General features: G+C 61.1%; 23 protein-coding genes. 2 read left to right on the top strand and 21 right to left on the bottom strand.

Annotated features, from left to right (window positions below; all coding sequences use genetic code 11):
• Positions 1 to 86: 86 nt before the first annotated feature.
• From CLU93_RS18870 to rpsF, 5 genes are all read right to left on the bottom strand, one after another.
• Entirely contained in the window at positions 87 to 1,472 is a 1,386-nt protein-coding gene (locus CLU93_RS18870) for a replicative DNA helicase (protein ID WP_071076107.1), read from the bottom strand.
• A 135-nt stretch (positions 1,473 to 1,607) separates the two neighbouring features.
• On the bottom strand, positions 1,608 to 2,063 hold the full coding sequence (gene rplI / locus CLU93_RS18865) for a 50S ribosomal protein L9 (protein ID WP_034783456.1): 456 nt from the start codon (positions 2,061 to 2,063) through the stop codon (positions 1,608 to 1,610).
• A 27-nt stretch (positions 2,064 to 2,090) separates the two neighbouring features.
• Entirely contained in the window at positions 2,091 to 2,381 is a 291-nt protein-coding gene (gene rpsR / locus CLU93_RS18860) for a 30S ribosomal protein S18 (protein WP_010400024.1), read from the bottom strand.
• 25 nt (positions 2,382 to 2,406) lie between these two features.
• Positions 2,407 to 2,706 carry a primosomal replication protein N gene (priB, locus tag CLU93_RS18855; RefSeq protein WP_034783455.1) on the bottom strand — a complete coding sequence of 100 codons (300 nt, stop codon included), beginning with the start codon at positions 2,704 to 2,706 and terminating at the stop codon, positions 2,407 to 2,409.
• A gap of 20 nt (positions 2,707 to 2,726) precedes the next feature.
• Complete coding sequence (rpsF, locus tag CLU93_RS18850) at positions 2,727 to 3,116, bottom strand: 30S ribosomal protein S6 (RefSeq protein WP_034750499.1); 390 nt, start codon at positions 3,114 to 3,116, stop codon at positions 2,727 to 2,729.
• A 276-nt stretch (positions 3,117 to 3,392) separates the two neighbouring features.
• On the opposite strand from rpsF, the gene lexA reads away from it, so the two are divergent.
• Entirely contained in the window at positions 3,393 to 4,028 is a 636-nt protein-coding gene (gene lexA, locus CLU93_RS18845) for a transcriptional repressor LexA (protein ID WP_035821024.1), read from the top strand.
• A 66-nt stretch (positions 4,029 to 4,094) separates the two neighbouring features.
• On the opposite strand, the gene CLU93_RS18840 is transcribed toward lexA, so the two are convergent.
• The 16 genes from CLU93_RS18840 to leuC all read right to left on the bottom strand — a co-directional run bounded on the left by CLU93_RS18840 (position 4,095) and on the right by leuC (position 22,281).
• Complete coding sequence (locus CLU93_RS18840) at positions 4,095 to 5,336, bottom strand: cystathionine gamma-synthase family protein (RefSeq protein WP_099762857.1); 1,242 nt, start codon at positions 5,334 to 5,336, stop codon at positions 4,095 to 4,097.
• A 108-nt stretch (positions 5,337 to 5,444) separates the two neighbouring features.
• A complete protein-coding gene (purF, locus tag CLU93_RS18835) occupies positions 5,445 to 6,968 on the bottom strand; it encodes an amidophosphoribosyltransferase (protein ID WP_099762856.1) in 1,524 nt (507 codons plus the stop codon).
• Between the two features lie 38 nt (positions 6,969 to 7,006).
• On the bottom strand, positions 7,007 to 7,495 hold the full coding sequence (locus tag CLU93_RS18830; RefSeq protein WP_099762855.1) for a CvpA family protein: 489 nt from the start codon (positions 7,493 to 7,495) through the stop codon (positions 7,007 to 7,009).
• A gap of 20 nt (positions 7,496 to 7,515) precedes the next feature.
• Positions 7,516 to 8,511: an SPOR domain-containing protein gene (locus CLU93_RS18825; protein ID WP_099762854.1), complete on the bottom strand. Its 996-nt coding sequence runs from the start codon at positions 8,509 to 8,511 to the stop codon at positions 7,516 to 7,518.
• Positions 8,512 to 8,535: 24 nt separating this feature from the next.
• A complete protein-coding gene (gene folC / locus CLU93_RS18820) occupies positions 8,536 to 9,834 on the bottom strand; it encodes a bifunctional tetrahydrofolate synthase/dihydrofolate synthase (RefSeq protein ID WP_099762853.1) in 1,299 nt (432 codons plus the stop codon).
• 135 nt (positions 9,835 to 9,969) lie between these two features.
• The gene (gene accD, locus CLU93_RS18815) at positions 9,970 to 10,842 is read right to left on the bottom strand and encodes an acetyl-CoA carboxylase, carboxyltransferase subunit beta (RefSeq protein WP_010400390.1); all 873 of its coding nucleotides are present in this window, start codon (positions 10,840 to 10,842) and stop codon (positions 9,970 to 9,972) included.
• 197 nt (positions 10,843 to 11,039) lie between these two features.
• Positions 11,040 to 11,837, bottom strand: a complete 798-nt coding sequence (trpA, locus tag CLU93_RS18810) for a tryptophan synthase subunit alpha (protein WP_099762852.1) — start codon at positions 11,835 to 11,837, stop codon at positions 11,040 to 11,042.
• A gap of 99 nt (positions 11,838 to 11,936) precedes the next feature.
• Positions 11,937 to 13,187, bottom strand: a complete 1,251-nt coding sequence (gene trpB / locus CLU93_RS18805) for a tryptophan synthase subunit beta (protein WP_099762851.1) — start codon at positions 13,185 to 13,187, stop codon at positions 11,937 to 11,939.
• Entirely contained in the window at positions 13,180 to 13,863 is a 684-nt protein-coding gene (locus CLU93_RS18800) for a phosphoribosylanthranilate isomerase (RefSeq protein WP_099762850.1), read from the bottom strand. Before CLU93_RS18800 ends, trpB begins: the two co-directional genes overlap by 8 nt.
• Positions 13,864 to 13,885: 22 nt before the next feature.
• On the bottom strand, positions 13,886 to 14,716 hold the full coding sequence (gene truA / locus CLU93_RS18795; RefSeq protein WP_099762849.1) for a tRNA pseudouridine(38-40) synthase TruA: 831 nt from the start codon (positions 14,714 to 14,716) through the stop codon (positions 13,886 to 13,888).
• A 259-nt stretch (positions 14,717 to 14,975) separates the two neighbouring features.
• Positions 14,976 to 17,429: a FimV/HubP family polar landmark protein gene (locus CLU93_RS18790; protein ID WP_441326503.1), complete on the bottom strand. Its 2,454-nt coding sequence runs from the start codon at positions 17,427 to 17,429 to the stop codon at positions 14,976 to 14,978.
• 250 nt (positions 17,430 to 17,679) lie between these two features.
• Positions 17,680 to 18,807, bottom strand: coding sequence for an aspartate-semialdehyde dehydrogenase (gene asd, locus CLU93_RS18785; protein ID WP_096237210.1), 1,128 nt, complete (start codon positions 18,805 to 18,807; stop codon positions 17,680 to 17,682).
• Positions 18,808 to 18,852: 45 nt separating this feature from the next.
• Positions 18,853 to 19,923, bottom strand: a complete 1,071-nt coding sequence (gene leuB, locus CLU93_RS18780) for a 3-isopropylmalate dehydrogenase (RefSeq protein ID WP_099762848.1) — start codon at positions 19,921 to 19,923, stop codon at positions 18,853 to 18,855.
• A 10-nt stretch (positions 19,924 to 19,933) separates the two neighbouring features.
• Positions 19,934 to 20,581, bottom strand: coding sequence for a 3-isopropylmalate dehydratase small subunit (gene leuD, locus CLU93_RS18775; protein ID WP_071076096.1), 648 nt, complete (start codon positions 20,579 to 20,581; stop codon positions 19,934 to 19,936).
• A 51-nt stretch (positions 20,582 to 20,632) separates the two neighbouring features.
• Positions 20,633 to 20,755 (bottom strand): lipoprotein, encoded by a 123-nt coding sequence (locus tag CLU93_RS18770; RefSeq protein ID WP_010400408.1) that lies wholly within the window; start codon positions 20,753 to 20,755, stop codon positions 20,633 to 20,635.
• A 122-nt stretch (positions 20,756 to 20,877) separates the two neighbouring features.
• The gene (leuC, locus tag CLU93_RS18765; RefSeq protein ID WP_099762847.1) at positions 20,878 to 22,281 is read right to left on the bottom strand and encodes a 3-isopropylmalate dehydratase large subunit; all 1,404 of its coding nucleotides are present in this window, start codon (positions 22,279 to 22,281) and stop codon (positions 20,878 to 20,880) included.
• Between the two features lie 328 nt (positions 22,282 to 22,609).
• On the opposite strand from leuC, the gene CLU93_RS18760 reads away from it, so the two are divergent.
• On the top strand, positions 22,610 to 23,755 hold the full coding sequence (locus tag CLU93_RS18760; RefSeq protein ID WP_180287882.1) for a S41 family peptidase: 1,146 nt from the start codon (positions 22,610 to 22,612) through the stop codon (positions 23,753 to 23,755).
• Positions 23,756 to 23,906 lie beyond the last annotated feature (151 nt).

Here is a 23,906-nt window from a genome sequence, read left to right as displayed (position 1 = left end):
TCCGTTAAGCATTGAGTCGTGTTATTTACTACAGAAAGCCGCCCCGTATGAGGGGGCGGCCAATGGAATATCAGTGCTGCTGAGTCTTAGTCGCCTTGGTAAAGCGCCAGGCCACCACTGTAATTGCCAAATTTGGTGTACTGCCCCATGAAGGTGAGGCGGATGCTGCCGATCGGACCGTTACGTTGTTTACCGATGATGATTTCGGCCGTTCCCTTGTCTGGCGAGTCGGGGTTATACACCTCGTCACGGTAAATGAACAGGATCACGTCGGCATCCTGTTCAATAGCGCCCGATTCGCGCAAGTCCGACATCACGGGACGCTTGTTCGGCCGCTGTTCCAGCGAGCGGTTCAGCTGCGACAACGCGATCACGGGACAACCGAGTTCTTTCGCCAGGCCTTTCAAGCCCCGTGAAATCTCGGAAATCTCCGTGGCCCGGTTATCGCCCGGGCTATTGGCCGACATCAGCTGCAAGTAATCGACGATGATCAGGCCCAGCTTGCCGCATTGACGCGACAAACGGCGCGAGCGGGCGCGCAATTCGATCGAATTCAAGGCCGGCGTTTCATCGATGTACAACTGCGCGTCGTTCATCTTTTGAATCGCATTCGTCAGGCGTGGCCAGTCTTCGTCGTTCAGGCGGCCCGTGCGCAGACGGTGCTGGTCGAGCTGGCCGACGGAACCGAGCATACGCATGGCCAGCTGGGCGCCGCCCATCTCCATCGAAAACACGGCCACGGGCAAGCCGCTGTCGATGGCCACGTTTTCGCCGATGTTGACGGAAAACGCCGTCTTGCCCATCGACGGACGGCCCGCCACGATCACCAGGTCGCCCGGCTGCAGACCGGAGGTCATGCGGTCGAGGTCGATGAAACCGGTGGGCACGCCCGTGATTTCACTCTGGTTGTCGCGGCTGTACAGCTCGTCGATGCGTTCGACCACTTGCGTCAGCAGGGGCTGGATGGCGGTCCAGCCCTGGGCGCCGCGCGCGCCTTCTTCGGCGATGGCGAAAATCTTCGATTCGGCCTCGTCAAGCATCTGCTTGACTTCCTTGCCTTGCGGGCTGAAGGCCGTACCGGAGATATCGTCGGCGACGGTGATGAGTTTGCGCAGGACGCCGCGGTCGCGCACGATCTCGGCATAACGCCGGATGTTCGCGGCCGATGGCGTATTTTGCGCCATGGCGTTCAGGTAAGCGAGTCCGCCCACATCATCGGCCTTGCCGAGCTGGGTCAGGGTTTCAAAAACAGTAATGACATCGGCCGGCCTGGAGCCGTTAATCATCTTGACGATTTGCTCGAAGATGATGCGATGGTCATAGCGATAGAAATCCTCCGCATGCATGAAGTCGGCGATGCGGTCATACGCTGCATTGTCGCGCAACAGACCACCGATAACGGATTGTTCTGCTTCGATCGAATGCGGCGGAATACGGAGGGAATCCAGTTGCGGATCAGAGGGGGCGTTCATGGCGCGAATTATACCCGCTTCGGCGTGGTGGCAAAAATAAAGGGCTGAAATTGAGCGAAAAAAAGGCCACAAAAAAGCCGGGCGAACCCGGCTTTTCATCATGCGGCAATGCTTGCGGGCCAGGCCCGCAGACAATTACGCGTTCGCGTCTGGTACGACAGCGATAACAACTTCCACGACCACGTCGGTGTGCAGAGCAACCGAAACGTTGTGCTCGCCAACGATCTTCAGCGGGCCGGTAGGCATGCGGATTTGTGCTTTTTCAACAGCAAAACCTTGCTTGGTCAGCGCTTCAGCGATGTCGAAGTTGGTGACGGAACCGAACAGACGGCCATCAACACCAGCTTTTTGAGCAACTTGAACGGTCAGGCCGCTCAGTTTTTCGCCCTGGGCTTGCGATGCGGCCAGTTTGGCGGCAGCAGCTTTTTCCAGTTCGGCGCGCTTGACTTCGAATTCAGCCACAGCGGTTGCCGTAGCACGACGTGCCAGGCGTTGCGGGATCAGGAAGTTACGTGCGTAACCGTCTTTGACTTTGACGACTTCGCCGAGGTTACCGACGTTAACAACTTTTTCTAACAGAATGATTTGCATAGTTCTTCTCCAGGAATATCTGACCGATTAAGCGTGGTGCAGATCGGTGTATGGCAGCAGCGCGAGGAAGCGAGCGCGCTTGATTGCGGTGTCGACTTGGCGCTGGTAGTGCGCTTTGGTACCGGTCAGGCGTGCTGGCATGATCTTGCCGTTTTCTTGGACGAAGTCTTTCAGCGTGTCGACGTCTTTGTAGTCGACTTGCTCAACGTGAGCTGCGGTGAAGCGGCAGAACTTCTTGCGTTTGAACAACGGATTTTGCTGTTTGCGTTTTTCTTTAAGCTTGAGCTTATTTTTGTCGAACTTTTTACCGAATGCCATGTCAGGCTCCTGTATCTAAAATGCGCTAGTCAGAATTGACTGCACTAAAATCAATGATGTGAAACACCAAACTCTTGCTGTTGCGGCTCTTCCTGGCCAGGAAACCCGTGAACTGATACACCCCGCCCAAGCTTGCCTGGCTGAACCGGCCTGAAATTTCGCCAGCGGCTAGCGCGGCAACATCAAACTCGGTCAAACGGGCAATCCCTGCTTCCATCTGCTGCGAACTGTGTTGCAATACTGCATTCACAATCGGCAGCCCTGCCGGGGTATAGCGCAATATTTCGCGCTCGGCAATGATGGCGGTTACTTGTAGCTGGTTCAGCGCACGATCCTGGTCAAGAATTAAGCTGCTGCTGCGGCAGGAGCGGCTGCTGGTGCTTCGGTGCGGTGGCTTTTGGCCGCGTCTTCGCGTTGTACCGATTTCATCATCGGCGAAGGAGCTGTTTCAGCTTTCTTCATTTTAACGGTCAGGTGACGCAACACGGCATCATTGAATTTGAATGCTGTTTCCAACTCGACCAGGGTCTCGTTGTCGCATTCGATGTTCAGGCAGATGTAGTGTGCTTTAGGCAGCTTTTGGATCGAGTAAGCCATTTGACGGCGGCCCCAATCTTCCACGCGGTGAACCGAACCGCCGCGGGTGGTTACGCTGGCTTTGTAACGTTCGATCATCGCGGGCACTTGCTCGCTCTGGTCCGGATGGACGATAAAGACTATTTCATAATGACGCATGCAAACTCCTTCAGGTCGGATTGATAATCGCCCACCCCGGCGTCAAGACGGGTGTGGGAAGGTCAGCCGAAGATTATAACCGCCTTTTGCAAACGTTTCAATCATTCCTTCAACAAGCGGCCCGCGCACGGGGCAGGCCAGGCGTTTTTTCCTGCCCATTCCAGTATTTCGCACGAAATTCGCGCAAATAACCGAAATCCCCTTGCATAGTGGGCGATACTGTACAAAAATACAGACTGTTCATATAGACAGCATTTTAGTATGCACCCACCGCTCATGATCAAGCTGACAGCACGACAAGAACAAATCCTGAACCTGATCAAGGACGCGATTGAAAACACGGGTTTTCCTCCCACCCGTGCCGAAATCGCCAATGAACTGGGTTTCAAATCGGCCAATGCGGCCGAAGAGCATTTGCAAGCCCTGGCCCGCAAGGGCGCGATCGAGATTTCGCCTGGCACCTCGCGCGGCATCCGCCTGATCGGTGCGGCAGCCGAAGCAGCGCCATCGAAGGTGCCGGCAGCGCTGCTGATGTCGCTGCCCCTGATCGGCCGGGTGGCGGCAGGCTCGCCCATCCTGGCACAGGAAAACCTGGAAGCTAGCTACAACGTGGACCCGGCCCTGTTCTCGGCCAAGCCCGACTTCCTGCTGAAAGTACGCGGCTGGTCCATGCGCGACGCCGGCATCATGGATGGCGACTTATTGGCCGTCAAGAAGGTCGACAGCGCCAAAAACGGCCAGATCGTCGTGGCCCGCATCGGCGACGAAGTCACCGTCAAGCGCTACAAGAAGACGGGTTCCGTCATCGAACTGCTGCCGGAAAATCCCGACTTCAAGGTCATTACCGTGTCGCCGGAAGATGAGTTTGCACTGGAAGGTTTGGCAGTGGGACTGATGCGCAGCTGGCATTAATCAAGTACATGCAAAAAGGGCCGCAACAGCATGACTGTTGCGGCCCTTTTTTATTGTCCAGGCGTTTTATACATCCAGCGCGCTACGGAAATCCTCGAGCAAATCGGCCTCATCCTCAATACCCACCGACACGCGGATCAAGGACTCGGCAATGCCCATGCTGGCGCGGCGCTCGGCACCCATCTCATAAAAGATCGTGTGGGCGACGGGAATGACCAGGGTGCGCGTGTCACCGAGGTTGCTCGCTGGAATGGCCAGATTCAAACGATTCAGGAAATCGAAGCAATCGATGCCATCTTTTAATTCAAAGCTGAACAGCGAGCCATAGCTGCGGAACAAGTCCGTCGCCAGCGCGTGCTGCGGGTGCGACGCCAAGCCCGGGTAATGCACTGCCGCCACGCGCGGGTCGGCGGCCAGCATGCTGGCCAGCGCCAGGGCATTGGAACAGGTGCGGTCCATGCGCAAGGCCATGGTTTCCGCGCCGACGGCGATATGGTGCGCCGCTTCCGGGCCCAGCGATGCGCCGAAGTCGCGCAAGGCCTTGGCGCGGATTTGCGCGATGCCCCACTGCGCGGGCGCCGCCTTTTTATAATTGTCGAAAATGTTCGGGTACTGCGTCCAGTCGAACACGCCCGTGTCCGTCAAGCTGCCGCCCAGCGCATTGCCGTGGCCGCCGATGGATTTCGTCAGCGCATTGACCACCAGGCCCGCGCCCACCGCTTTCGGGCGGAACAGGTAAGGCGTCGTCATGGTGTTGTCGACGATGTACAAAATGCCGCGTTCCTTGCACAAGGCGCCGATCTTTGCCAGGTCGGCGATCTGCGTGCGTGGATTGGCGATGGTTTCCACGAAAACAATCCGCGTTTGCGGCGTGATGGCGGCCGCCACGTTGGCCACCTCGGTGGCGTCGACGAAGGAGACGGCGATGCCCTGCCCCGTCACCGTTTGCCACAGGCTGTTGGTATTGCCAAACAAAAAGGCCGACGACACCACATGGTCGCCCGCGCGCAGCAGCGACTGCACCACGGCGCCGATGGCGCCCATGCCGGTGGCGAAACACAAGGTGGCCACGCCATCTTCCATCTTGTTGACCTTGTCTTCCAGCGCGGACACCGTCGGATTGCCCTGGCGGCCGTAGCGGAAACCGGGCTCCTTGCCCTGGAACACGGAAGCGAGCTGGCGTGCGTCGCTGTAGCCGAAGGCGACGGAGGTGTGCACAGGTTTGTGCAGCGAGCCGTGCTCGATACCCTTGCGGCGGTCGTTATGCAGGATGGTGGTGGTAAAGCCGTAGGTTTTTTTGGTGGTCATGGTGGAAGTTCCGGAGTTCGATTTGCCGCTTAACCCAAGGCAAGTGCTGGGGTCAGACCCGACGGGTCTGACCCCGAAAAAAAAGCCCGGCCATAGCCGGGCTCCACATCACCCTTCGGTGGTGGCGAGGTTCAGGTTCAGCTGGGAACGTGGCGTATCTTCCGGCGCTGCCGCCTTCGGATGGTGGCGCGCATATTCCAGGCGATCCAGGTATTCCTGCGACACGTCGCCCGTCACGTACACGCCATCGAAGCACGAAGCCTCGAAGTTCGTCAGGGCCGGATTGACGTCGGCAATCGCCTGCTTCAACGCGCCGATATCCTGGTACACCAGGTAATCGGCCGTGATTTCGCGGCACACTTCTTCCGTCGTGCGGCCATAGGCGATCAGCTCGTCGCGCGTCGGCATATCGATGCCGTACACGTTCGGGTAGATCACCGGTGGCGCGGCCGAGGCGAAGATGACCTTCGTCGCGCCCGCTTCGCGTGCCATCTGCACGATTTCACGGCTGGTGGTGCCGCGCACGATGGAATCGTCGACCAGCAACACGACTTTATCCTTGAATTCGGACGGGATCGCATTGAGCTTCTGGCGCACGGATTTCTTGCGCGCCGCCTGGCCCGGCATGATGAAAGTACGGCCGATGTAGCGGTTCTTGATGAAACCTTCGCGGTATTCCAGGTTCAGCGCCAGTGCCAGCTGGATGGCGGCAGGACGCGAGGAATCGGGAATCGGCATGACCACGTCGATATGCACGTCCGGCAATTCGGCACGGATCTTCTCAGCCAGGTATTCGCCCATTTTCAGGCGCGTGGCGTACACCGAGGCGCCGTCGATGACGGAGTCGGGACGGGCCAGGTAGACGAATTCGAAGACGCACGGATTCAGGCTGGCATTGTCGGCGCACTGAGCGCTGTGCAATTTCTTGTCGGCATCGATGAAGACGGCTTCGCCGGGACCGATGTCGCGCACGAAGCGGAAGCCCATGCCTTCCAGGGCCACGGATTCGGAGGCGATCAGGTATTCGGGGCCTTGCTCCGTTTCATTGATGCCCAGGCACAGCGGACGGATGCCGTGCGGGTCGCGGAAGGCCAGCAAGCCCACGCCGGCGATTTGCGCCACGGCAGCGTAGCCGCCCTTGACGCGGCGGTTCAGCACGGTGATGGCCTTGAAGATGGCTTCCGGGTCCAGGTTCAGGCCCGTTGTCGCTTCCTGGATTTCATGCGCCAGCACGTTGAGCAGCACTTCCGAATCGGAATCGGTATTGATGTGACGGCGGTCATTTTTGAACATTTCCTGTTTCAACTGTTCCCAGTTGGTCAGGTTGCCATTGTGCGCCAGGGTGATGCCGAACGGCGCATTCACATAAAACGGTTGTGCTTCCTCTTCGCTCGACGAACCGGCCGTCGGGTAGCGGCAATGGCCGATGCCCGTCGTGCCTTGCAGCGAACGCATGTTGCGCGTACGGAAGACGTCACGCACGAGGCCATTGGCTTTGTGCATGGAAAACATACTGCTGTGATTGGTCGCAATCCCTGCCGCGTCCTGACCGCGATGTTGCAAGAGCAACAATGCATCATAGAGCAATTGATTGACAGGTTGATGGGAAACGACGCCGACGATGCCACACATGGTGTGCTCCTAAACTGTGCTACTGATTTTAAAAAAATTCAAAATTTCACATGCTGCGCGTACACGGCAGGCAGATAAGGCTTGATGGCACGCGCGCCCTGCTCCGCGAACGGGCTGAGCAGCGCATTTTTCCAGAATGACTGCTGCGGTATGGATGTCATGCCGCACAAGATGACGGTGGTCAGCACGATCACCAGGCCGCGCGCCACGCCGAACAGGCTGCCCAGGGTGCGGTCGGCCAGGCTCAGGCCCGTCACCTTGACCAGTGCGTCGACCGTCATGGACAGCAATCCCATCAAAATGCGCACGCCGATGAACAGCACCACGAAGGCCAGCAACAGGCGGACGGCTTCGCCCGGCACGGCTTCCGGCAGGAATTTCGCCAGGGTGGCGCCATACGCGTTGGCGATGACGAACGCCACGATCCAGCTGACCAATGACAGTATTTCCTTGACCAGGCCACGCATCATGCTGATCAGCACGGACGTCACCAGCACGAACAGCACCAGGTAATCGAAGATCGTCACGTCCGTTCAGCCTTGCAACATCACGCTGGTACCAGACTGCCGCCCAGGCCCAGCTTCTGCAGCTTGGCGCGGGTCTTTTCGGCGTCCTCACGGCTGCCGAACGGGCCCACGCGCACGCGGATGCGCTCGCCCGCCGGGCTGGAGACTTTCTGCGTATAGGACTTGATGCCCGCTTCGCGCAGCTTGTCCTGCAATTCATCGACCTTGTCCTGCGTCGCCAGGGCCGCCACCTGCACCACAAACTTGCCGCTGCCGGCGTCGTGTGCCTTGTCTTGTGCTTTCTCTTGCGGCTTGCCTTCCAGAATCGCCAGCGCGCGCGCGGCATCGTCGGCCGATTGCGCCGGCTTGGCAGGCTTCGGTTCAGGCCTGGCTTCCGGTTTTACCTCATGCTTGGGTTCCGGCTTCGATTCCACCTTGACCTCGTGTTTCGGTTCCGGCTTGGTTTCGTGTTTCGGCTCAGGCTTCGGCTCCACCTTGACCGGCTTGGGCTCCGGCTTGGGCTCGGGTTTCGGTTCCACATAGGCCGGCTTGGCAGGCGCAGGCTGGACGGCGGCCAGCACGGGCGCCGGTACCGCTGCTGGTGCCGGCGTAGGCCTGGCCGCAGGCGGCAGCGGTGCGTCGATGATTTCCTCGGACTGGTCCAGGCCATTCGCTGCGGCCTGTGCCGGGACGGCCGGTACGGGCGCAGGCGCAGGCGCAGCGGCCTTTTCTTTCGACGGAATGTCGATGGCGATATCGTTGAAAGGCGCTTTCGGCTCGGAATCGAGCAGCATCGGCAAGCCGACAGCCACACCCAGGGCAAGGGCGATGGCACCGACCAGGCGGCGGCGGGCGCGCTTTTTTTCAGGCAAGACCGGGTCCGGCGCGTCCTTGCCGCCACGGCGCGATCCGCCGCCACCGGAGGTGTTGGCGGCGCGTTTGCGGGTCGGCGACTGTGCTTCGCCAGGGACATAAAAGCCGCTGTCTTCGCCAGAGGATTCTTGCTTGTTTTTAAACAGTTTCGAGAACAAGCCCATGCGTGATTTTCAGTCGAGTGCGTTTCAGTGAAGTGAGGATTTTCGGGCCTTCATCACGCCGGCGACGGTGAGGAAAGAGCCAAAGACCACAATTCTATCATTCTCACCGGCCCGGCTCATTGCATTTGCAAAAGCTTGTGCCGGATCATCGAAAATAGACACAGTATGCTCGCTGCTGTCGGGCTTATCTTCCAGCATGATCTGCACCTTGGCCGCCAGCTCGGAAGCCGTGGCCGCGCGCGGCGAAGGCAAGCCCGCCAGGCACCAGTGGTCGACGTGTTCGCTCATCGCGGCCAGCACGCCATCGATATCCTTGTCGTGCATGGAACCGAACACGGCATAGGTGTATGGGTGAAACCCCATATTGCCCAGGTTCTGGTTCAACGCCGCGGCCGCATGCGGGTTGTGCGCCACGTCGAGGATCACGCTGGGGCGGCCCGGCAAGACCTGGAAGCGGCCCGGCAATTCCACCGTCACCAGGCCCGTGCGCACTTCCTGCGCGCCCACGGGCAGTTTCAGCCTCAGCACTTCCAGCGCGGCCAGCACGGCCGTCGCATTCAGGATCTGGTTGGCGCCGCGCAAGCTCGGGTAGGCCAGCGAATTGCGGCGCTGCTCGCGCCCGCCGTAGTTCCACTGCTGCTTGTCGCCCGAATAGTTGAAATCACGGCCCATCAGCCACAGGTCGGCGCCGATGGCGGCCGCATGGTCGATCAGCGACTGCGGCGGCACGGGGTCGCTGCAGATGGCCGCCTTGCCCGCACGGAAGATGCCGGCCTTTTCAAAGCCGATCGCTTCACGCGTGTCGCCCAGGTAATCCGTGTGGTCGATGTCGACGCTGGTGACGATGGCCACATCGGCGTCGATCACGTTGACGGCATCGAGGCGCCCGCCCAGGCCCACTTCCAGGATGGCCACGTCCAGCGTCGATTGCGACAACAGATGCAGGATGGCCAGGGTGGTGAATTCGAAATACGTCAGCGGCGTGTCGCCGCGCACGGCTTCGACGGCATTGAAGCTGGCAACGAGCTGCTCGTCGCTGGCCAGCTCGCCCTGCACACGCGCGCGCTCATTGAAATCGAGAAAGTGCGGCTTGATGTACAGCCCCACTTTGTAGCCGGCACGCAACAGCACGGATTCCAGCATGGCGCAGGTGGACCCCTTGCCATTCGTGCCCGCCACCATGATCACGGGGCAAGTAAACGCCAGTTGCATGCGCGCCTTGACGGCTTGCACGCGATCCAGGCCCATGTTGATCTGGGTTTCCGAATGGCGGGTTTCCAGCATGGCGAGCCAGTCTGGCAATGACGTAGGGAGGTTTTGCATGGGAGACTTCTAGATATAAGGATGCGCGAGGCAGAAAAACAGATAACCCTAAACAACATCTGGGGTCGGACCCTCAGGGTCCGACCCCAGCAGTTCATGGGTTCGTGCAAATGGACATTATTCCATTCAATACAGTTACGCCAACACTTCAACCGCCTGGTTTTGCAACAAAGCCAGCAAACGCGCGATTTCTTCGCGCATCTTGCGGCGGTCGACGATCATGTCGACGGCGCCCTTGGTGACGAGGAACTCGGCGCGCTGGAAACCTTCCGGCAGTTTTTCGCGCACGGTGTTTTCAATCACGCGCGGGCCGGCAAAGCCGATCAGCGCTTTCGGCTCGGCGATCACGACGTCACCCATGAAGGCGAACGAGGCGGACACACCGCCCATGGTCGGGTCGGTCAGCACGCTGATGAATGGCAATTTCTTTTCCGACAGCTTGGTCAGCATGGCCGTGGTTTTCGCCATCTGCATCAGCGACAGCAAGCCTTCCTGCATGCGTGCGCCACCGGTGGCGGTGATGCAAATGAACGGCACTTTCTGTTCCAGCGCGATTTGCGCGCCGCGCACGAAGCGCTCGCCCACGACGGAACCCATGGAGCCGCCCATGAATTCGAATTCGAAGCACGCCACGACAACTGGCAAGCTCATGATGGCGCCGCCCATGACGACCATCGCATCCGTCTCGCCCGTCGCTTCCATGGCGGACTTCAGGCGGTCCGGGTATTTCTTGCTGTCCTTGAACTTCAGGGTGTCGACAGGCAGGATTTCCTGGCCGATTTCATAGCGGCCGCCCGCGTCGAGCAGGCTGTCGAGGCGTTCACGCGCGCGGATGCGCATGTGGTGATCGCATTTCGGGCACACGTGCAAATTCGATTCCAGGTCCGTACGGTACAGCACGGCTTCGCACGACGGGCACTTGACCCACAGGCCTTCCGGCATGGTCTTGCGTGCGGCGGCATCAGAACGCTGAATGCGCGGTGGCAGCAGTTTTTCCAACCAACTCATATTTTCTCCTTGGGCCCTTGTAGGGGTAGCGTCGGTGGACGCCCCCGGCAGACGGTAAACGGCGACGCCCCGCAGGGCGCCACCAAAAATTTTATCTATTGCACAATAACAGGCAAATCAGTGGCCGAAGTGTAGCCGTTTATCGCCGGGCTGTCGAACTTTGCCGTCAACGCATCTTGCGTAAACGGCAAGCTTGCTCAGGCATCCAGGGCGGCGCGGATGCCTGCCGTAAAGCTGCGCACGGCGTCCACAGCGCCGCCTTCCGGCGCATTTTCTATCTCCTGGATGATGCGGCTGCCGATCACGACGGCATCGGCCACCTTGGCAACGGCCTTGGCCGTGGCGCCATCGCGGATGCCAAAGCCCACGCCGATAGGTAATTTTACATGCTGGCGGATCGCCGCGAGACGTTCCGCCACCTGTTCCGTATCAATGTTACCGGCACCCGTGACGCCCTTGAGCGACACATAATAGCTGAAGCCGCCGCCAACCTTGGCCACTTGCGCGATGCGCTCTTCGGTCGAGGTGGGCGCCAGCAGGAAGATCAGGTCGAGGCCCGCTTCGCGCATGGCGGCCCCAAACTCCTCGCACTCTTCCGGCGGATAGTCGACGACGATGGCGCCATCGGCGCCGGCCGCTTGTGCTGCCGCAATAAAAGCGGCGCTGCCGATGCGCTCGATGGGATTCGCGTAGCCCATCAGTACTACGGGCGTCGTCTGGTTCGTTACGCGGAACTGGCGCACATAGCCGAACACATCGTGGATGCCGACGTTGAATTTCAAGGCCCGTTCGCAGGCGCGCTGGATGACGGGGCCTTCGGCCATGGGGTCGGAAAACGGCACGCCCAGTTCCAGTATGTCGGCGCCGCCCTCGACGAGCGCGTGCATCAGCGGCACGGTGGCGTCAGGGCCGGGGTCGCCGGCGGTGATGAAGGTGACCAGGCCGGTCTTGTTGTTGGATTTTAAAGTGGCAAAGGTGGTGGCGATACGGGACATGGATATCTTTCGTGGTGATGGATAGAGGAAATAATTTCAACCCAGGAGCAAAGACCGGGGTCGGACCCTGAGGGTCCGACCCCAGCCGTTATTGGGGTCTCAGGAGAAATTGAGTCCCATGCGCTCCGCCACGGTATGCATGTCCTTGTCGCCACGGCCCGACAGGTTGGCCAGCACGATCTGGTCTTTCGGCAAGGTGGCCGCCAGCTTGGCCGCGTAGGCCAGCGCGTGCGACGATTCCAGGGCCGGGATGATGCCTTCGATATGGCAGCAGTCGTGGAAGGCCTGCAGCGCCTCGTCATCCGTGATGGAGACGTATTGCGCGCGGCCCAGGTCTTTCAGCCACGCATGTTCCGGACCCACGCCGGGATAGTCGAGGCCGGCCGAGACGGAATGCGTCTCGATGATCTGACCGTTTTCATCCTGCAGCAGATAGGTGCGGTTGCCATGCAGCACGCCCGGGAAACCGGCCGCCAGCGAAGCCGAGTGCTTGCCCGTATTCAATCCTTCGCCAGCCGCTTCCACGCCGATCAGTTTCACATCCTTCTGGTCGATGTACGGGTAAAAGATGCCCATGGCGTTCGAGCCGCCGCCGATGCAGGCGACCACATAGTCGGGCTGGCGGCCCGTCATTTCCGGCATCTGCACCAGACACTCTTCGCCGATGACGGACTGGAAGTCGCGCACCATCATCGGGTAAGGATGGGGTCCGGCCACGGTGCCGATGATATAAAAGGTGTTTTCGATGTTGGTAACCCAGTCGCGCATGGCTTCGTTCAGCGCATCTTTCAAGGTCTTGGAGCCCGATTCGACCGGCACGACGGTGGCGCCCAGCAATTTCATGCGGTACACGTTCTGCGCCTGGCGCTTGACGTCTTCGCTCCCCATGTAGACCACGCATTCGAGGCCGAAGCGGGCACAGATGGTGGCCGTGGCCACCCCGTGCTGGCCCGCGCCCGTCTCGGCGATGATGCGCGGCTTGCCCATGCGCCTGGCCAGCAAGGCCTGGCCGATCACGTTGTTGATCTTGTGCGCGCCCGTGTGGTTCAAGTCTTCGCGCTTGAAATAGATTTGCGCGCCACCGGCCATTTCGGACCAGCGCTTGGCGTGATAGATGGGCGATGGGCGGCCGACGAAATGTTTCAGCTCGTAGCGGAACTCTTCGAGGAATTCCGGATCGACGCTATAACGGGCGTAGGCATCTTTCAGCTCGGCCAGCGCATGCGTGAGGGTTTCGGCAACAAACGCGCCGCCGTACGGGCCGAAGTGGCCGCGCAGGTCAGGAAACGGGTAATCGGTGGCGTGGAACAATGCGGCGGCAGCGCCGGGCGCTGTGGTGTGGTCATTCATGGTGGTTTCCTCTGGCAATGATGGCATCGGCATCCTGCACCGCGGCGATAAACGCGCGGACACGGGACGCGTCCTTGATGCCCTTGGACGCTTCGACACCACTGCTGATGTCGACGGCGTAAGGGCGCACGCGCACCACTGCGTCAGTCGCGTTTTGTACGCTCAAGCCACCACTTAAAACGACCCGAGGCGCGAGTTCTTCTGGAATGAGGGACCAATCGAATACCTTTCCTGCACCGCCATACGCATCCACATAGGTATCGAGCAAGAGGCTCGAGAACAAGGGACTGGCGGCGCGATAGCGCTGTTCGTATTCTAGCAAATCTTCACGGGAGGTGTCGGGTTTGACGCGGAACACTTGCGTAAACGGCGTATTGACGGCGCCGGCCAGCGCAGCGCTGTGTTCTGGCGTCTCGTCGCCATGAAATTGCAGCAGAGATAACGGCGCCACGGCCCTGGTGGCCCGCACCTCTTCCACGGTGGCGTTGACGAACAGGCCCACCGTCGTCACGTAGGGCGGCATGGCGGCGATCAGGGCCGCCGCCTGCTCGGGCGTCACATAGCGGGGGCTTTTCGGATAAAACACGAAGCCGATGGCGTCGGCGCCCGCCGCCACGACGGCCTGGATGTCTTCAACGCGGGTCAGGCCGCAGATCTTGATGCGTGTGCGTGGCATGCTATTCCTTTATTGATGCAGATCAAAACCAGGGCAAGGCGCTGCTACTGTCTTGCGGCAACTCCCACTTGGGATCGTAATCGATCTGCGCCAGGTACAAGCCGTCCGGCATGAAGGTGGGCGCGGCCGCATGGCGATCCTTACTTTCCAGCAAATGTCCGAGCCATTCCGGCTTTTCGCGCCCCGTGCCGATGTAGACGAGCGAGCCGACCAGATTGCGCACCATGTGGTGCAAAAAGGCATTGGCCGTAATCGTAAAAATGACGCAATCGCCGCGCCGCTCGATGCGGATGTCGTGCATCAGCTTGACGGGCGACTTGGCCTGGCATTGCGCGGCGCGAAAGGCCGTGAAGTCGTGCCAGCCCAGCAGCGGCTGCACGGCCTGGCGCATCAGTTCCACGTCCAGCGGACGGAAAAAGAAGCCGGCGCGTCCTTCCACCAGCGGCGAACGGGTGGCGTTGTTGTACAACACATAATGATAGGTGCGCGCGCGCGCGCTGAAGCGGGCGTGGAAGAAATCGTTGACGGCGGGGTCGCCTTCGAGCTCCTTGGCCCAGCGCACGGCGATCGATTTCGGCAGGAAGGCGTTGACGCCGCGCACCCACGAGTGCACGTCGCGGTTCAGTTCCGTATCGAAATGCACCACTTGCTCGAGCGCATGCACGCCCGTATCCGTGCGGCCGGCGCAGGTGGTGGCCAGGCGCACGCGGGCAAACTGCTCCAGCGCGTTTTCCAGCTGGTCCTGCACCGTCTGCCCATCTTCCTGTTTCTGGTATCCATGCCAGGCCGTGCCGTCGTACTGCAGGCCGAGGACGATACGCTTGAATGGCGTTGCTGTCGTAATATTTTGCATCGAAGCATTATACCGGCGCAAAGGCGGTCCCGCCTTCCGGCCACACAAGCGCCTGAGACGGCGTTCAGGGCAAGGCGCGCGGTCGAAGACAGTACGAATAGTACGGCGAGACCGTGCAACGCCGCCATGGACGTCGTATCTGGTGCTTGAAAGCGAGCGAGATGGCGTTCAGGGCCCGGCGCACGGTCGAAGACAGTACGAATAGTACAAGGTGAACGCCATGACCGTGCAACGCAGCCATGGACGTCGTATCAGGTGCTTAGCCCAGCAAAGCTCTCATGGTATTCGCCTTGGCGACTTGCTCTTCGCTGCCGCCTTTGATGACCTCATCGATCAGCTCGCGCGCGCCTTCCTTGTCGCCGATTTCCTGGTAAGCGATCGCCAGGTCCAGCTTGGTATCCATTTCCATGTGGATGGCCGACAGCGGGTCATCCACGCCCACGCTGGCCGTCTTGCCATCGTTGAGGTCGAGGTCGATGCCGGACAGGTCGAATTCTTGCGCCGGCGGTATGGCTTCCGGCAAGGTCGCCGGCGTTTGCGCATCGTCGAACAGGCTGTCGAGGGAAGGCTCGGCCGGCGCCACCGGCGCGGCAGCAGGCGCCACCGGCTCGTCGAGGTCGAAATGGGCCAGGTCCACGTCTTTCAACGGGTCAGGCAAAGGCGTCAAACCGGCGCCCAGGCCATTCACGGAGCCGGCTGGCGGCTCCAGGTCGAGGCCGAAATCCATGCTGGCGTCATACTGCGCCTCTTGCGGAGTGGACTGCGGCTTGCTGTCCGGCCCCGGCATGACGATCGGGTCGCTGGTGGAAACGGGCTCGAAATCGAGGCTATCGAGGTCAAAATCGAGGGGGGCGCGCGTATCGCGGACGGGAACGCTGGCCGGCTCGCCCTGCGCTGCGGGCGCAGCCAGATCGTCGGGCAAGTCCATGCTCTGGCCGCGCAAGTCGTCGCCGGCACCCTTGCTCAGGCTGACGACGGCATCGTCTTCCGTGTCGCCATACAGGGGATTGGTGGGATCGAGCGCCAGGCCCAGCGCGGCCGCCTGCGGCCACTCTTCGCCCTGGCCACGCGTCAGGCTGTACAGCTCGCTAGCCTGGTCTTCAAACGCGCGCACATCGCTGCGGGCCGAATAGATTTCCAGCAACTTCAAGCGGGCCGCATGGCGCTCGGGGTGGATGCGCAAGGCTTCCTTGAGGATATCTTCCGCCTGGCCATCGCGGCCGTAGGCAATATACACGTCCGCTTCGGCGACGGGGTCTGTCTCATTCGCATCGAGCATGCTGGCGCCCGCTGCAGCAGCCACGCCGGCTGCAGCGGCGCCCGTACCGAACAGGTGGTTGCTCGCTTCGGACTGCTGGTCTTCCGGCGCCAGGCCCGATGGCGGCGTCACCGGCGCTTCCGGTTCCAACACGGGCGCCACGTTCTCTGGCGCAGGCGGCGCGTCCTTGCGGCGACGCGCGACCACCAGCGCAGCCACGGCGGCCAGCAATGCGGCCAGGCCGATGCCGATGGCGCCCAGGTGATCATTGATCTTGTCGGTGATGGTCGGCTCCAGCGGCGATGGTTTTTTCACCAGCGGCACCGGTTTCGCCTTCGGTAGGGGAGGCAGGGCTTCGGCTGGTGCGCTGGCGATGGCGCTGGCCGCCGCGCTGGCAGCGGCCTCGGCCGGTTTGGCGGGTGCCGGCGCGCTCTTGTCGGCCATGGCCTTGCTCTTGACCGCCATCAACTTTTCCAGGTCGCTGACGTTCTTTTCCAGCTCCTTGACACGCGCGGCCGCTTCATCGACCTGCTTCGCCTTGGCGATCTTGTCTTCCTCGCTGGCGACGGCGCTCTTGCCGGCCGACTTGGCCGCCGGCTCCGCCTTCGACAGTTTCAGCTTGTCTTGCGATTCGCTCACGGCCGTCGGTTTTTCCTGCACCTTGGTCGCGCCGATCTTGCCAGCCGTGCTTTGCGTCGGCTGCGCCGCCTTGGCCGGCTTGCTTTGCGATACCTGCCCCGCCAGCTTGTTGCGGTAGGCTTCGAAATCGATGGCGTGCGCCGTCACGACGCCCTTCGCTTCGGCCGCGTCGGTGGCGCGCACGGCGTCCGCGCCCGGTACGGCCAGGATGCGCCCGGCCTGCATGCGGTTCATGTTCTCGCCCCTGAAGGCATCGGGATTGGCGCGATACAGGGCGACGAGCATCATGTCGAGCGACACGCCCGATGGTTTCAGTTCGCTGGCGATGCGGCTCAGGGTGTCGCCCGCCTTGACCTTGTATTCGCCAGCCGGCTTCTTGCGTGACTCTTGCGCCGCCGTCGGCTCCACATTGCGCCCGGCCCGGCCCGGTTCGGCCGGGGCCGTCACTTGCGCGCCGCGCGTCTGGCGCGCTTCGGGTGTGTCGAGCACGAACGCATATTCGCGTACCTGGCGCCCGCTCTTGCTGCTCAGTTCCAGCAGCAAATCCACCATCGGTTCGGCCACCGCTTGCGCCGAGCTGATACGGATGAAGGACTTGCCGTTGCGGTTTTCCACGGCAAACGTCAACGCGTTCAGGGCCGGATTGAATTCCACGTTGGCCTGGCGATACGCGTCCGGCGGCGCCAGCTTGGCCAGCAGGCTGCTTGCCTCGCCTGGATTGACGGCCGACAATTCGACCTCGGCGCGCAGCGGCTGGCCGGCAGCGGACAGCACGGTAATCTTGCCCAGCTCGGCTGCGGATACCGCCGGTGACAATAACACCGCACAGGCGACAGCGCTGCTGAGTGTTTTAATGGCAAGGGAGGCGACCCGGGGACGAGTATGTACAGGCATAGTTGGCGGCATCTTAGTTGACATGGGAAAACTGTTACTTTTCCAGAGGTATCAACATATCATCATGCCCAGAGCTATGCAAGCTCCGCATGGTTGAGCCTTGACGGGCTCAGGACGAAAAAAAAGCCGGGGAAACAGCCCCGGCTTGATCTTGATCAGCAATTTGTGGCCCTTACGCGTCCAGCAAAATGCGCAGCATGCGGCGCAGCGGCTCGGCCGCGCCCCACAGCAATTGGTCGCCCACGGTAAAGGCGGACAGGTATTCGCCGCCCATGCTCATCTTGCGCACGCGGCCCACAGGAATCGTCAGGCTGCCCGTGACGGCTGCCGGCGACAGGTCGCGCACGGACGCTTCGCGCGTGTTCGGGACCAGCTTGACCCATTGATTGTTGCTGGCGATGATGTCGTTGATTTCATCGAGCGGCACGTCTTTTTTCAGCTTGATGGTCAGCGCTTGCGAATGGCAGCGCATGGCGCCGATGCGCACGCACAGGCCGTCGACAGGGATTTCCCTGGTGCCAAAGTCGATGCCGCGGCCCAGGATCTTGTTGGTTTCCGCGCCCGCTTTCCACTCTTCCTTCGACTGGCCGTTGCCCAGATCCTTGTCGATCCACGGAATCAGGTTGCCAGCCAGCGGCGCGCCGAATTGCTTGATTTCATCCGGCGAATAGCCGTGCTGGGTGGCCAGCACCTGGCGGTCGATTTCCAGGATGGCGGAAGCGGGGTTTTCCAGCAGCGCCTTGACGGAGCTGTTGATGGTGCCAAATTGCGTCAGCAGTTCGCGCATGTGCTGCGCGCCGCCGCCCGATGCCGCCTGGTACGTCATCGACGTCATCCAGTCGATCAGGTCGTGCTGGAACAGGCCGCCCAGGCCCATCATCATGCAGGAAACGGTGCAATTGCCACCGATGTAATTCTTGACGCCCTTGCCCAGCGCATCCTTGATGACGTGCAAGTTGACGGGATCGAGCACGATGACGGCGTCTTTTTCCATGCGCAAGGTCGAGGCCGCATCGATCCAGTAGCCATTCCAGCCGCTGGCGCGCAGCTGCGGGAAGACGGCGCTCGTGTAGTCGCCACCCTGGCAGGAAATGATGATGTCGCACTTGGACAGTTCGGCGATGTTGTTGGCATCCTTGAGGATGGTTTCATTCTTCGCCATGGCCGGCGCGGCGCCGCCCGTGTTCGAGGTGGTGAAAAATACCGGTTCGATATGGGCGAAATCGCCCTCTTCCTGCATGCGCTGCATCAGGACCGAACCGACCATACCGCGCCAACCTACCAAGCCAACTAATTTCATTACCATTCCTCAAGATGAGACGGCGACTGCCGTCATTAGACTATTTTATCCCAGTGCTTTTACAACTGCATCACCCATCGCCTCGGTACCCACCAAGGTGGTGCCCGCTTCATGGATATCGGCCGTGCGCAAGCCCTGCGCCAATACTTTCTTGACAGCAGCCTCGATGCGGTTTGCCTGCTCTTCGCGGTTCAGCGAATAGCGCAGCATCATGGCGGCCGACAAAATCGTCGCCAGCGGATTGGCGATGCCCTTGCCCGCGATATCGGGCGCCGAGCCGTGCGACGGCTCGTACAAACCCTTGTTGTTGGCGTCCAGCGAAGCGGACGGCAGCATGCCGATCGAGCCCGTCAGCATGGCGGCCGCGTCCGACAAGATGTCGCCGAACATGTTGCCGGTCACCATGACGTCGAATTTCTTCGGCGCCCGCACCAGTTGCATGGCCGCGTTATCGACATACATATGATCGAGCGCCACATCCGGGTATTCCTTGTGCACGTCGATGACGATGTCTTTCCAGAACTGGAAGGTTTCCAGCACGTTCGCCTTGTCCACGCTGGTCAAACGCATGTCGCGCTTTTGCGCCGCCTGGAAAGCCACGTGGGCGATGCGGCGGATTTCGCCTTCCGCATAGCGCATGGTGTCAAAACCTTCGCGCTGGCCCTTGAACGGACCGTCCGGGCACTCGCGCACGCCGCGCGGCTGGCCGAAATAGATGTCGCCCGTCAATTCGCGGATGATCAAAATGTCCAGGCCGGAAACCACTTCCGGCTTCAGCGTCGAGGCGCCCGCCAGTTCCGGGTACAAAATGGCCGGACGCAGATTGGCGAACAGGCCCAGGTTCTTGCGCAAGCCCAGGATCGCCTGCTCGGGACGGAACTGGCGCTCCAGATTATCGTACTGGTAGTCGCCGACGGCGCCAAACAGCACGGCATCGGCCGCTTTCGCCAGCGCCAGGGTGGCTTCCGGCAAGGGGTGACCATGGGCCGCATAGCCGGCACCGCCCACGGGTGCCGTTTCCAGCTCGAACGATTCGCCCAGCACATGCAACACCTTGACGGCTTGCGCGACGATTTCAGGACCGATACCGTCGCCGGGTAAGATTGCAATTTTCATGGAATGATCTTTAGATAACGTTGGCCAGCCAAGGCTGATTGGTCAAATGACGCTCTTCAAAGGCGCGGATATCGTCGGCATGGCGCAGGGTCAGGCCGATATCGTCGAGGCCATTCATCAGGCAATACTTGCGGAAGGCGTCGATCTCGAATGGATACGAGACGGAACCATTGCTGGTGCGCACGCACTGCTGTTCCAGGTCCACCACCAGCTTGTAGCCGGGGAAGGCCTTGACTTCATTGAACAGGTGCTCGACCTGGCTTTCCGACAGCACGATGGGCAGCAAGCCGTTCTTGTAGCAATTATTGAAGAAGATGTCGGCGAACGAAGGCGCGATGATGGCGCGGAAACCATACTGATCGAGCGCCCACGGCGCGTGTTCGCGCGAGGAGCCGCAGCCGAAGTTCTTGCGCGTGAGCAAGATGGACGCGCCCTGGTAGCGCGCCTCGTTGAGCACGAACTCGGGGTTCAGCGGGCGGCGGCTATTGTCCTGACCCGGTTCGCCATGGTCCAGATAACGCCATTCGTCGAACAGGTTGGGGCCGAAACCGCTGCGGTGGATCGACTTCAGGAATTGCTTCGGGATAATCGCGTCGGTGTCGACGTTGGCGCGGTCCAGCGGGGCGACCAGGCCTTCGTAAATCGTAAATTTATCCATGCTGTTTCTACTCGGTAGGACGGGCGGCGCTATGCGCCGGCACGTCACGGTTTATTTTCCGCCGGCGCCAGTGACGACCTGGCCGACTTTCTGCACATCGCGGCCGATGCCGGAGACGGTGTTGCAGCCGGACAAGATGACGGTGGCGATGAGGAGGGCGAAGAGTTTTTTCATGATGATCTCGTTTGTTTCAGGGAAATGAATGGCGCTAGTGTAAACCAGCAGCTGAAAGCTGGGGTCAGACCCGGCGGGTCTGACCCCGGAATTTGGCTGCGTTACCACGCAGTTCCCTTAATTCATCGCAAAGCCCGCACGTCGACAAAGTGGCCGGCGATACCCGCCGCCGCCGCCATCGCGGGCGACACCAGGTGGGTACGTCCGCCCTGCCCTTGCCGGCCCTCGAAGTTGCGGTTCGAGGTCGAGGCGCAGCGTTCGCCCGGCTCCAGGCGGTCCGCATTCATGGCCAGGCACATGGAGCAACCCGGCTCGCGCCACTCGAAACCGGCATCCTTGAAGATGCGGTCGAGTCCCTCGCGCTCGGCCTGGTCCTTGACGAGGCCGGAACCGGGTACCACCAGCGCCAGGGTGACGTTCGAAGCCCGGTACTTGCCGCGCACCACGGCGGCCGCCGCGCGCAAGTCTTCGATGCGCGAATTGGTGCAGGAACCGATGAAGACCTTGTCGATGCGGATGTCTTCGATGGCGGTATTCGGTTTCAGGGCCATGTAGACCAGCGCCTTTTCCATCGCGTCGCGCTTGACGCTGTCTTTTTCCTGGTCAGGATCAGGCACGCGACCATCGATACCGACCACCATCTCGGGCGAGGTGCCCCAGGTCACTTGCGGCACGATGTCTTGCGCGTTGAGGGTGACGACCAGGTCGAAACGGGCGCCCGGGTCCGAATGCAGGGTGCGCCAATAGGCGACGGCACGCTCCCAGTGCGGACCGGCCGGCGAAAACGGACGGCCCTTGACGTAATTGATGGTGGTGTCGTCCACGCCGATGATGCCGGCGCGCGCGCCCGCCTCGATGGCCATGTTGCACACCGTCATGCGTCCTTCCATCGACAGGGCGCGGATGGCCGAGCCGCCGAACTCGATACAGTAACCGGTGCCGCCGGCCGTGCCGATCTTGCCGATGATGGCCAGCACGATGTCCTTGGCCGTCACGCCGGTCGGCAAGGCGCCGTCGACTTGCACCAGCATGGATTTGGATTTCTTTTGCAGCAAGGTTTGCGTGGCCAGCACGTGTTCCACTTCGGACGTGCCGATGCCGTGCGCCAGCGCGCCGAAGGCGCCGTGCGTGGACGTGTGCGAGTCGCCGCAGACGACCGTCATGCCAGGCAGGGTCGCGCCCTGTTCAGGGCCGATCACATGCACGATACCCTGGCGCTTGTCGTTCATGTTGAAGTAGGTCAAGCCGTAATGCTTGGCGTTCTTGTCCAGCGTTTCCACCTGCAGGCGCGAGACCGGATCGGCAATGCCGTCGATGCGGCTGGTGGTGGGCACGTTATGGTCGGCCACGGCCAGGTTGGCGGAAATGCGCCACGGCTGGCGGCCCGCCACGCTGAGACCATCGAAGGCTTGCGGGCTGGTGACTTCGTGCAGCAGGTGCCGGTCGATATACAAAATTGTCGTGCCATCATCTTCGGCCCGAACAACGTGGGATTCCCAGAGTTTGTCGTAAAGCGTCTTCATCATGATTTATGCAGCGTTGCCACAGCCTGTTTAAGTGATCAAGTGATACCAAGTCATACGGTGATCCACAAGGATTATGCCATATATTGCGCAACACAGAACCGAAACAGGTAAAAGCGTGGGATTGGCGATACAAAGTTTGGCTACATTGTTGGATATGAGCTGGAAATTGCCGATATCGGCACATTGGCGGCATGCCAGCCTCATCCGCAGGCGGGCTGCCGAACGAGTCACGGCGCCGTCAGAAATTGATATTTTTTCCTCAACCTTTCGTGTATTGTATTTCGACAATATTGACGGCGCACACGCCCCACCCCACCTGGAGACCTCGATGAAACTCAACTTGTTGGCGCTGGCCGCCCTGAGCCTGGCCGCCCTGCCCCTGGCCGAGGCCCATGCGGCGGCGGCCGCGCCAGGAGAAACCTGCGTACAGGACTTGCGCGCGATCCCCCCCTTCCTGCTGGAAAACGATACGGGCGCACGCGCCCACCTGGCGCAAAAGGGCCAGGCGTATTTCGACCTGGCGCAGGCCACGGCCACCACGGCGGCCGCCCACGCGACCGAAGACAAGGCTTGCGACGCGATCCTGGGAAACTATCTGGGCATGTGGCGCAAGAGCCATTTGTACGTGAAGCCGGGCAGCGCGCAAGACATCGCCAAACCGGCGCCGGCCAAACCAAGCGTAGCGGGCCAGGCCGCACCGTCGAAGGAGCCGGCACTGCAGATTTTGTCAGACTCGACTGTGCTCCTGACCCTGCCCAGCTTCCAGGACCGCTACCGCGCCGCCGTGGCCACCCTGCTCGACACGCACCGCGCGGTACTGGCGGCGCGTCCCAACTGGATCCTCGACGTGCGCCGCAACAGCGGCGGCAGCGACAGCACGTATACGCCGCTGCTGCAATGGATCAGCTCGGACGAGATGGTCAGCCTGGGCGCCGAATGGCTGTCCACGCCGGCCAATATCGAGGGCCAGGAAAAAGTCTGCGCGCTGCTCTCGCCCGGCGACCAGGCCTGCGTCGACTTTGCGGCCGAGGCCGTGTCACAGATGCGTACGGTCAAGCCGGGCGAATATGTGCAGCAGGAAAGTGGCGATCTCATCAGCTATACCCGCGTGAGCACGCCGGAGCCGCGCCGGCCCGCGCGCGTAGCCGTGCTGGTGGACCGCGATTGCGCCAGCTCCTGCGAAGAATTCCTGCTGGCGGCGCGGCAAAGTTTTCACGTCAAATTGATCGGCCGCAACAGCGAAGGCGCGCTCGACTATTCCAACCTGCGCCTGCACGCCCTGCCTTCCGGCGTGCGCCAGCTGCAATACGCCACCTCGCGCTCGGCCCGTTTGCCACAGCTGCAGGTGGACCTGGGCGGCATCATGCCCGACATCTACCTGCCGCCACCAAAGGATGAGGCGGGCCGTGCGCAGGAAATCGTGCGCGTGCAGCGCTGGCTGGAAGGCGGTAGTTTACGCCCCGGCGGCGCTTGATGACACAATGAAAAAAGCCCACTACGCATAGTGGGCTTTCCAATGAATACAGCGATACTTACGGCGCCTGAGAAAACCGTAGCGAGCGGAAGGGAGAGGTGGCTAAGAAGCGCAACCGTACTCTGGTACGGTGAGCATCGCAGGCCGCCTA

The organism is Janthinobacterium sp. 35 (assembly GCF_002754575.1).
Taxonomy (GTDB): Bacteria; Pseudomonadota; Gammaproteobacteria; order Burkholderiales; family Burkholderiaceae_D; genus Janthinobacterium; species Janthinobacterium tructae.
This window is presented reverse-complemented; position numbering and strand designations above follow the sequence as displayed.